Raw genomic sequence first — 9,318 nt, 5'->3', positions numbered from 1 at the left:
CCCCGGAGTATTTCCAAAAAGATGAAGGGCCAGGGAGCGCCTTTCGGAAAGGAAAAGCGAAATGTACAGTTTCGAATTTGAGAAACCCTCGACCATTGCAGATGCTGTTGCGGCTTTGGCGGCTGAGGATGCGCAGGCGTTGGGGGGTGGACAGACACTGATACCAACGTTGAAGCAGAGATTGGCGGCACCATCCAAACTGGTGTCGATGAGCGGAATTCCCGAGATGAAGGGTGTGTGTGTCGAAGATGATGGTTCTGTCTCGATTGGCGGCGCTACGTCGCACGCTACGGTGGCGCGCGAAGCAGCGGGGTCGTATCCCGCGCTTGCAGCGCTGGCGGGTCAGATTGGCGATCCGGCGGTGCGCAACCGGGGAACCATTGGCGGTTCGGTTGCCAACAATGACCCTGCCGCATGTTATCCGGCGGGTGTGCTGGGATCCGGGGCAACTGTTGTGACCAATACACGCCAGATCGCGGCAGATGACTTCTTTCAGGGTATGTTCACCACGTCGTTGGACGAAGGAGAGATCATCACGTCAATCCGTTTCCCGGCGCCGCAGGCGGCGAGTTATCAGAAATTCCTGCAGCCTGCGTCGCGATTTGCGTTGGTTGGGGTTTATCTGGCACGCTTCGCGGACGGCGTTCGCGTTGCGGTAACTGGCGCGAGCGAGGATGGCGTTTTCCGCTGGTCAGAAGCCGAACAGGCCTTGAATAAGGAATTTCGCCCTGATGCTCTTATGGACCTGCGCGTGAACCCGGCGAATATGATCGCTGATTTGCATGGCAGTAAGGAATATCGCGCGCATCTTGTCTCGGTCATGACCAAACGGGCGGTTGAAGCCTGCATGTAGGTGTTTCCTGGAACACGTTGAAAAGCCTCGGTGTCAACCGGGGCTTTTTATCCTTGTAGAGTGACCACTTGCCCGTTTGGACGAACGCAGATCGCGGTGTAATCGCCGGCAGCTTGAGCGAGGGTCGCTGCAATCTCAGCCTCTGACGCATGACAGAATGCTGTTGAAAGTGCGTCCGCCATTGTTGCCACTGGTGCCTGTACGCTGATTGTTGACCACTGCGGCGCGTCTTTACCCGCTGGGTCGATAATGTGAGTGCCACCTGACCGCAGGCGCATGACCCCGGGACTGGATGTTGCAACAGCGCGGTTCTTCAATCGCGCTGTATCAATCAGCCCATGTACTGGATCAGAAATTCCTAGGACCCATTGCTTGCCGCCTGCATAAAATTCCCCGATATTAACCAGTACTTTTTCCCAGCCTGCATTTCGCAATGCACGAGTAACCAGATCGGTAGCGAAACCTTGCGCGATCCCGTTGAGGGTAAGCGCTTGACCATCACCCAATTGTACAAGCTTGTCGGATAGACTAACGCGATCCCATCCGATTAGCGTGCGTGCGTGTTGAACCTCATAAATAGAATTAGCGGTCCAAACTGGCTGAACAGTCGGGTCAAAGCGGCCGTTTGTGAGCTCATAAGCCGCGCTGCACGCTTGCAAAAGATTCACAAAGGATGGATCGGGGTTTTTGAGATGTCCGGCGCGGTTGAGTTCCGATAGGGCGGAGTTTGGGCGGTACAAGCTGAACAAAGCTTCGCATTCTTCCAGAATAGCTCGCAATCGATCGATTGCCGGTTCGGCAGCAGCTGGCTGGGCATCCAATGTCAGACTGACCTCGGCCCCCATGGCATAGCCTCGCCAACGTGTTGGTTCTGCTTGAGTTGGTGATGCCAGTGCAGCGGCAGAAATGGCCAGAAAGCGGCGGCGGTTCATCATTCGGCGGCGACCTCTCGGGTTTGGCGACGGGCCGCGACGATCAGAGGGACGCAGCGGTTGCGGTCGTCGTGAATGGCAACGCAATCGAGGCACTGGAAACATTCATCATACTGGATTTGGCCAGTCTGCTTTATGGCACCGTATTTACATTTGACCTTGCACAGCTGACAGGGTGAACCGCACTCGGCGCGGCGGTCGATCCAGTCGCGGCCGCGTACCAACCCGCCGATGGCAAGCAGCGCACCCAAAGGGCAAACGTATCGGCAGAAGCCTTTGAATAAAACCATGCCCAACAACAGCCAGAAAACGGCGTAGGCAACGTAGTACCATTCCCGGACAAAGAAGGTCGTGATTGCTGTTTTGAATGGCTCAACTTCCGCAGCTTTATCCACCTGATCAGGCGCTACAAAAACCACGGCAACCAAGGCCATCAGAACCACGTATTTCAGCCATTTCAGACGGTTGTCCCATTTTGACGACGGTTCGATTTGAGGGACGCGAAGGGCATTGCCGAGATGGTGAGCAAATTCCTGAAGGGCACCAAAGGGACAGAGCCATCCACAAAACAAGCCCCTGCCCCACGCAATAAGCCCGGCAAGCGTTACCGCCCAGATCAGCAATGAGAATGGGTCATAGAGCAGGAAAGCAAAACTGCCGCCGTCCACTGCGGTACGCAAGGCTCCCAAGGCCGTCACGATCGACAGTTGCCCTTGCCCCCACCACCCCACGAAAACCGTAACAAAGGCAAGAACGCCAAGACGCAAAGGGGTGAACAGAGGTTGGGCCGCAAAGGCATTCATGCGCAGCGCCAATACCGCAGAAAGAGCGGTCAGAAACACACCCAGAACAATCAGATCAGATTGACGATTTCGCAGCGCCTCAAGCCAGGGCGGTGCCGGTGTGATCTGCTCGTGTCGATCAAAGAACCGTTCCGGAGTTACGTGCGGAACCTCCAGCGTGACCGAACCTGTTTCCGGCTGGAACATGCCATGTTCACGAACCGCCAGAACCTTTAGCACCCAGTCCCGCGAAGGGTCGAAGCCCAATCGTCGATCGGTACGCAGGATCATGGCGACGCCATCTGGCATGTCATCCGCCAACTCGACCAGCAGATCGGCGTCCCGCAGAGCGACCGGCAATCCGCCCTGCTCGGCCGAAATCCAGTCCGGCGCGGTGTTGCGCACGAAATCTTCGCTGACCAGACCATGGCGCGCCGTTTCGATCACAAGGATCGGTTCATCATTGTCCGATATTTCTATGAAGCCTTGCAGCTCTTGATAGCTGTCCTCGGATAGGGCAGCACGGGCGATGGATTTTGGACCCAGATCCACAACCCAGAGATCCAAGAAAGGTTCATCAGGGTAATCTTGCGCCTCGGGATCGTCATCCTCCCAAAGGGTGTCACTGAACAGAGCATCAACTTCTGCGTTGGAATAGACCTTCCGCGTGGCGATGCCCTGGTCAACCAAGTCCTGCCAGCTAAGATCCTCTTCATAATTGGGATTCGGAAATGCGGGCGGCGCGGTTGCCAAACCCTGCATTTTTTCACGCGCGACAGCCAAAGCGGCACCCATGACAGATTCATGCGCGATCCGTACACTCGCTGTCGCTTTGGTAACCCCGTCCAGATAGACCAGAGATGATCCGCTTGCTGCGTCTCCGTAAGGTGTTCCGACAACAATGGAATCCGAGATTGAGAGGCCCCCGTACTGCTCAAAAAAATTGTGAAACGGGGCCTCGCCCAACCCTGAAACAAATATCGGTTCGTTGTGCTCAATCAATTGCACGTCGAGAAAACGCCCCTCCAGATCCAGCACAATTAGCATGTTGATCGGAGCGCCAGAAAAGCCGGGCAATGGTGCCAAGGGCTCAGATTCAAAGACGTATCCCGCGTCCGCCCCGCCGGAGTTCAGCAGGCTGTAGACGCCATTTTCGTTCAAAACCTCCCCCAATGAATATGGCGCACGGATGTAGGAAGCGATGTTTTCACGCGGCAAAGGCCCGGCCCAAGCCGTCAGGCTGTTGAACAGCAGCATCAGCAAACTCAGAAACACGCGCATGTCGAAAGACTAACTTTCCCCCAGTCAAGACGACATTCGACGAAAGTCCTAACCACCTCATCTACGACCCTAAGACTGTTGACCCAAACCCGCACGACATCGACAATTGGCCGTGATCCTACGACCAAAGCAGCATTTTTTGATACGGCTTCCGGTTGTAGGGTTCTGGCTAACATCAGTCATTCTTGGGAGGACACCATGACCTGGAGCGCACCAAAGCTGAAAGAAGTGAACTGCGGTATGGAGATCAACATGTACTCTCCGTCCGAGGATGAAGGCCGCGAGAACGAACGCGACCTGTTCTGATCACCTGAACCCAGCGGAGGCCCAAAGTGCATTTTCTGGTTCTTGGGGCTTCTGCAGGCGGTGGGCTGCCGCAATGGAACTGTAGCTGTCGTAACTGCGTGGACGCCCGGAATGGGATTATCCCGCCGTCCGGCCAGTCTTCACTGGCGGTTTCTCCTGACGGTGAGCGCTGGAGTATCCTGAACGCCTCGCCCGATATCCGGCAGCAAATGCTGGACAATCCACAACTTCACCCTCGCGCGCTGCGTGACACACCTGTCGCATCTGTCCTTTTGACCAATGGCGATATCGACCATATCGCTGGCCTGCTCAGCCTGCGCGAGCAAACCCCGTTCTCACTGTTCGCCACCAAAGACATTCAGGATGTTCTGTCGGCAAACCGAATATTCGACGCGGTAAATCGCGAGAAGGTGGATCGACAGGATATTGCCCTTGGCCAAGATTTTACCTTGCAGAACGGGTTAAAAGCCCGGTTGTTCGCGGTGCCCGGAAAAGTGCCTTTGTTCATGGAAGGTGACACCGTTCAGACTGATCTGATCGGAGAACAAACTGTCGGCGTTCGTCTGACAACCAGCGGAAAGGTGGCCTATTACATTCCCGGTTGCGCGCAAGTGACCAAGGATTTGCTGGATCAGATATCAGATGCCGATCAACTGTTTTTTGACGGCACTCTTTGGGACGACGAAGAGATGATCCGGACAGGAACCGGTATCAAAACCGGGCAGCGTATGGGGCATATCTCGGTCAGCGGGCCCGAAGGCTCGATCGCGCAGTTGAAAGGCCTTCGCGCGGCAAAGACCTTTATCCATATCAACAACACTAATCCGATGCTGCAACCGGACGGGCCGGAACGGGCTTTTGTGGAAACTTCCGGCTGGACCATCGCCTATGATGGGCAGGAGATAACGATATGAGCCGGGAAACTCTCGAAGCCCGTCTGCGGCAGATCGGTGAAGAACGTTATCACGATAAGCACCCGTTTCATCACAAGCTGCACAGTGGGCAGTGCACGGCGGATCAGGTTCGGGCCTGGGTGATTAACCGTTGGGCATATCAGGCGGCCATCCCGATGAAGGACGCCGCCTTCATGTCACGATGCTTCGACCCCGATATCCGGCGCGCGTGGCGTTCGCGTATCGTAGATCATGATGGCGGTGTCGATGAGGGCGGAGGCATTAGGCGGTGGTTGAAACTGGCCGAGGCCGTAGGGCTGGATCCCGACTATGTCGCCTCGGGCCAAGGTGTTCTGCCCTCCACACAGTTCGCCGTGGATGCTTATGTGCATTATGTGCGCGAACAGCCCTTGCTACAGGCGGTCGCATCGTCCTTGACGGAGCTGTTTGCCCCAAAAATACACGAGCAGCGGATCGAAGGGCTTTTGGCCCATTACGATTTCGCCAATCCCGAAAGCCTGTCCTATTTTCGCAAACGTCTGACCGAAGCCCCCAAGGACGTGGCTTTTGGTCTGAACTGGGTTCTGGATCATGCCAACACTCCTGAGAAAGAAGACATGGCTTGCGCGGCGCTTACTTTCAAAACCAACGTCCTGTGGTCACAGCTGGACGCGCTTTGGGGGGCATATGTCGAACCCGGACGTATCCCACCGGGTGCTTGGAAGCCCGGGGAGGGCATGAAATGACCCTGGAACTTCGAAACGAAGACCGCCCTTATCTGCCGCGTGGCGTCCGTATGCAGCGTGATAAGGTACGCGACCGAACGGTTCTGTTGGCACCTGAAAAGGTAATCGAACTTGACGACATCGGTATCGCTATTCTGTCGCGGATCGATGGTAAGGCCCGGTTTGATCAGATCGTCGCGGACCTTGCGAATACCTACAACGCCCCTGTCCACATGATTGCGCGGGACGTTCAGCAGTTTCTGCAAACGCTGCGCGGTCGACTCTACCTGATGGTGCAGAAATGACCGCCCCTCCCCCTATCGCGATGTTGGCAGAACTGACCCATCGGTGCCCGCTCAGCTGCCCATATTGCAGCAATCCGGTGGAACTGGAGCGCAAGGAGACAGAGCTAGATACCGAAACTTGGAAAGATGTGTTTCGTCAGGCTTTTGAAATGGGTGTGTTGCAGCTTCACTTGTCCGGTGGCGAGCCTGCGTCACGCCGGGATCTGGAAGATCTGACAGAAGCCGCCGCGCGGATGGGGCTCTATACCAACCTGATTACCTCAGGCATCGGATTGACGCCCAAGCGTTTGGATCGACTTGAAGCGGTGGGGCTGGATCATGTGCAGCTGTCTTTGCAAGGCACCAATGCCGAGTTAGCGGACAGGATCGGAGGGTATCGAGGTGGCTTCGATCGCAAGATGGATACTGCGAAAGAGATCAGCGCGCGAGGTATACCACTGACCTTGAACGCGGTCATGCATCGGCAAAATCTGGACGACCTGGATCGAACAATTGAAATGGCCGTCGAACTGGGTGCGCGCAGGCTTGAGGTCGCCTGTGTACAGTTCCACGGATGGGCCATGTCCAACCGGGCGGCTCTGTTGCCGACACGTGAACAAACAATGGCCGTAAAACAGGCGGTTGCGGAGGCCGCGCAGCGATTACAGGGCGTGTTGGCATTCGATTTCGTACCACCGGACTATTATGCCGATTATCCCAAGGCCTGTATGGGAGGCTGGGGGTCGTCCGGCCTGAACGTGACGCCGAATGGCACTGTCTTGCCCTGTCATGCGGCACAAACCATCCCGCATCTTTCCTTCGAAAATGTGCGCAGCAAGCCGCTGCTGGACATTTGGCAGAATAGCTCAGCGTTCAATTCTTATCGTGGAATCGACTGGTTGCCGGAGCCTTGCCAAAGCTGCGAGCGCAAGGAAATAGACTTCGGCGGATGCCGCTGCCAGGCGCTGGCCCTTGCGGGCGATGCTGCTGTCACAGACCCGATCTGCAAAAAGTCACCAAATCACGAAATGGTGGCAAAAGTTCTGAACGAAGCACTGTTGGATGAGGATCAGAACCTGGTCTACCGTTCGTTCTAACCCCTTTGACAATCTGGCCCCTGTCGGTTCGAGTGCTCTGTTCGGGGTTGGCAATTAGTCAAAAAAGAGCAGGCCGCCCAATCTGGACGGCCTGACCAATTCTCTGTTTTAGCCTGTGCTTTACTCAGCGGCTTGCGCGCTGCTGGCGTCCTGTTTGTCACGCTGACCGTCGCGGAAGAGCGCTTTGGCCAGCGACACGCACATCAGACCCATCACCATGGTGAATGGCAATGCGCCGATGATCATCGCGTTACGCAATGCGTCCATCGGGTTGTTGTCACCCGCAGCAAGGATCAGAGCACCGATCACCGCAGTCAGGATCACACCCCAGATGATGCGGTGCTTGATGCCGGTTTCCTGGCTGCCACCGGACATGATGGTGTTCATCACCAGAATACCCGAGTCCGCCGAGGTCACCAGGAAGGTCATGATCAGGATCACGCACATGACGTTCAGCATGGCCAGCAGGCCACCGTCGATCATGTAGGACAGGGTCACGAACAGCTTGTTGGTGTTCGATGCGCCGATGATGGCGCCACCAGCTTCACCGGCCAGTTCCAGATCGATTGCGGTGCCGCCCAGAACGGTCATCCAGGCAAAGCACACCAGCGCCGGTGCGAACACGCAGCCCAGGATGAACTCACGTACGGTGCGACCTTTCGAGATGCGCGCCAGGAACAGGCCCACAAACGGCGAGAACGCGATCCACCAGGCCCAGTAGAAGGTGGTCCAGCCCGACTGCCAACCAAACTGACGGCCTTGCTCACCCGCTGCGTAAACGGCAGCCAGTGTCGCCTCGTCCAGCTCGGCGGCTGCGCCTTCCAAACCGCTCTTGAAGCCGTCAAAGCTGCCCCAGGCATTGGTCGCGCCGCCCATCAGGGCATCGGCGTGCGCCTGTGCTTCCGCAGGCAGAGCCGCTGCGAACGCCTCGGCCGACAACGGACCGTAGGACCCGAAGCTGAGCGAGATGAAGTGCAGGATGTAGTCAACCATCGCCGTGCCATAGGTGGTCATGGCGAAGACGAACGAGCCAAAGACCACGAAGGTGCCCAGCAGGATGATCGACAGGACCAGGTTCAGGTTCGACAGGTACTTAACGCCCCGGCCAACACCCGACACAGCCGAGATGATCGACATACACATGATCGCGATAAGACCGGCAATCAGGCCCACCTTGCTTGGGGTTGGCACTTCGCCGCTCAGGTCCATGATCCACTGCATGCCAGTGATTGCGTAGACACCGTCGATGAACTGGCTGACGCCATAACCGATGGTGACCGAGACGCCCAGGATGGTGGCAACCACGCCCAGCACGTCAACCAGGTGACCCAGGAAGCCATTCATCAGCTTGCCGAACAGCGGTGTCAGCGCCGAACGGATGGTCAGCGGCATGTTGCGGGTATAGGCGTAATAGGCCAGCGAAAGACCCGTCACCACATAAATCGCCCAGGCGTGGAAGCCATAATGCAGATAGGTGTAGCGGTAGGCCGATTGCAGCGCTTCGGGCTCATTGCCGGCAACCGCGCCCGACACGACCTCGGGGTTTGATCCCCAAAGGCCCAGCGGTTCGGCGGTGGCGAAGACCATCAGGCCCACACCCAAACCAGCACCGAACATCATCGAAAACCATGAGAAGTTCGAAAACTCGGGCTTTTCACCCGGGGTGCCCATGATCCGCTTACCAGTGCTCGGCAGGATGGCGACGACGGCCAGAAAGAAGAAAAACAGCCCAACGATGATGATGTAAAAGCCATTGAAGCTTTCCAGCAGCTTACCGTTCCAGCTGCCCAGCGTGCTGGTGGCGTTTGCAGGGAAAACAAGCGCCCACAAAACCAGCGCGACCATGACGGCCTTGCTGATCAGAGCGATCGGGACGCTGTAGTTTTCATAGAAACCGGAATCAGCCGTTTCTATTTCAACGTCCGTAAAGGGTTCGGGTATCGACATGGGTGCTATTTCCTCCTTGAGTGTGCCGTTTTCTGTTCGTCAGAAATGGGTGTTGGGACACATCGTACGCCGCTTCATAAAGCAACATGCACGACGCGCCAAAGTTTGAGTGAATTGTGTTCAGCCCAGATATGGGCTTGTAGAAGGAACGCGCACTATTGTGCTGTTACCTACTACTGATTTCCTCCCGGTTTTTCACCGCTTGCAGCCCCGTCAAA

9 protein-coding genes are annotated in these 9,318 nt (G+C 56.5%); 6 read left to right on the top strand and 3 right to left on the bottom strand.

What is annotated here, in order from left to right:
* Nucleotides 1-61: 61 nt before the first annotated feature.
* Nucleotides 62-853, top strand: a complete 792-nt coding sequence (locus tag ACR0LF_RS17115; protein ID WP_480576945.1) for an FAD binding domain-containing protein — start codon at nucleotides 62-64, stop codon at nucleotides 851-853.
* Between the two features lie 47 nt (nucleotides 854-900).
* Here the strand turns inward: ACR0LF_RS17115 and ACR0LF_RS17110 are convergent, their stop codons facing one another.
* Both ACR0LF_RS17110 and ACR0LF_RS17105 read right to left on the bottom strand, forming a co-directional pair.
* Nucleotides 901-1,788: an FAD:protein FMN transferase gene (locus tag ACR0LF_RS17110; RefSeq protein WP_480856438.1), complete on the bottom strand. Its 888-nt coding sequence runs from the start codon at nucleotides 1,786-1,788 to the stop codon at nucleotides 901-903.
* The gene (locus ACR0LF_RS17105) at nucleotides 1,785-3,824 is read right to left on the bottom strand and encodes a 4Fe-4S binding protein (RefSeq protein ID WP_480856437.1); all 2,040 of its coding nucleotides are present in this window, start codon (nucleotides 3,822-3,824) and stop codon (nucleotides 1,785-1,787) included. The genes ACR0LF_RS17110 and ACR0LF_RS17105 overlap by 4 nt, the downstream gene beginning before the upstream one ends.
* Nucleotides 3,825-4,046: 222 nt before the next feature.
* On the opposite strand from ACR0LF_RS17105, the gene pqqA reads away from it, so the two are divergent.
* Genes pqqA through pqqE form a run of 5 tightly spaced genes read left to right on the top strand, consistent with a single transcriptional unit; the run spans nucleotide 4,047 to nucleotide 7,153 of the window.
* Nucleotides 4,047-4,154, top strand: a complete 108-nt coding sequence (pqqA, locus tag ACR0LF_RS17100) for a pyrroloquinoline quinone precursor peptide PqqA (protein WP_480576954.1) — start codon at nucleotides 4,047-4,049, stop codon at nucleotides 4,152-4,154.
* Nucleotides 4,155-4,180: 26 nt separating this feature from the next.
* Nucleotides 4,181-5,068 carry a pyrroloquinoline quinone biosynthesis protein PqqB gene (gene pqqB, locus ACR0LF_RS17095; RefSeq protein ID WP_480576957.1) on the top strand — a complete coding sequence of 296 codons (888 nt, stop codon included), beginning with the start codon at nucleotides 4,181-4,183 and terminating at the stop codon, nucleotides 5,066-5,068.
* Nucleotides 5,065-5,793, top strand: a complete 729-nt coding sequence (pqqC, locus tag ACR0LF_RS17090; RefSeq protein ID WP_480576959.1) for a pyrroloquinoline-quinone synthase PqqC — start codon at nucleotides 5,065-5,067, stop codon at nucleotides 5,791-5,793. Before pqqB ends, pqqC begins: the two co-directional genes overlap by 4 nt.
* Nucleotides 5,790-6,077 carry a pyrroloquinoline quinone biosynthesis peptide chaperone PqqD gene (gene pqqD / locus ACR0LF_RS17085; RefSeq protein WP_480576962.1) on the top strand — a complete coding sequence of 96 codons (288 nt, stop codon included), beginning with the start codon at nucleotides 5,790-5,792 and terminating at the stop codon, nucleotides 6,075-6,077. Before pqqC ends, pqqD begins: the two co-directional genes overlap by 4 nt.
* Nucleotides 6,074-7,153 carry a pyrroloquinoline quinone biosynthesis protein PqqE gene (pqqE, locus tag ACR0LF_RS17080; RefSeq protein ID WP_480576965.1) on the top strand — a complete coding sequence of 360 codons (1,080 nt, stop codon included), beginning with the start codon at nucleotides 6,074-6,076 and terminating at the stop codon, nucleotides 7,151-7,153. The genes pqqD and pqqE overlap by 4 nt, the downstream gene beginning before the upstream one ends.
* A gap of 120 nt (nucleotides 7,154-7,273) precedes the next feature.
* On the opposite strand, the gene ACR0LF_RS17075 is transcribed toward pqqE, so the two are convergent.
* Nucleotides 7,274-9,100, bottom strand: coding sequence for a BCCT family transporter (locus ACR0LF_RS17075; protein ID WP_480576967.1), 1,827 nt, complete (start codon nucleotides 9,098-9,100; stop codon nucleotides 7,274-7,276).
* Nucleotides 9,101-9,318 lie beyond the last annotated feature (218 nt).

It is taken from the genome of Ruegeria sp. E8, assembly GCF_056533985.1.
The sequence above is the reverse complement of the archived record's forward strand: the minus strand, read 5'-3'. Positions and strand labels throughout refer to the sequence as shown.

Bases quoted from the DNA above. Each gene is read 5' to 3' on its own strand.
- ACR0LF_RS17115 (WP_480576945.1), top strand. From the start codon at position 62: ATGTACAGTTTCGAATTTGAGAAACCCTCGACCATTGCAGATGCTGTT.
- ACR0LF_RS17110 (WP_480856438.1), bottom strand. From the start codon at position 1,788: ATGATGAACCGCCGCCGCTTTCTGGCCATTTCTGCCGCTGCACTGGCA.
- ACR0LF_RS17105 (WP_480856437.1), bottom strand. From the start codon at position 3,824: ATGCTGCTGTTCAACAGCCTGACGGCTTGGGCCGGGCCTTTGCCGCGT.
- pqqA (WP_480576954.1), top strand. From the start codon at position 4,047: ATGACCTGGAGCGCACCAAAGCTGAAAGAAGTGAACTGCGGTATGGAG.
- pqqC (WP_480576959.1), top strand. From the start codon at position 5,065: ATGAGCCGGGAAACTCTCGAAGCCCGTCTGCGGCAGATCGGTGAAGAA.
- pqqD (WP_480576962.1), top strand. From the start codon at position 5,790: ATGACCCTGGAACTTCGAAACGAAGACCGCCCTTATCTGCCGCGTGGC.
- pqqE (WP_480576965.1), top strand. From the start codon at position 6,074: ATGACCGCCCCTCCCCCTATCGCGATGTTGGCAGAACTGACCCATCGG.
- ACR0LF_RS17075 (WP_480576967.1), bottom strand. From the start codon at position 9,100: ATGTCGATACCCGAACCCTTTACGGACGTTGAAATAGAAACGGCTGAT.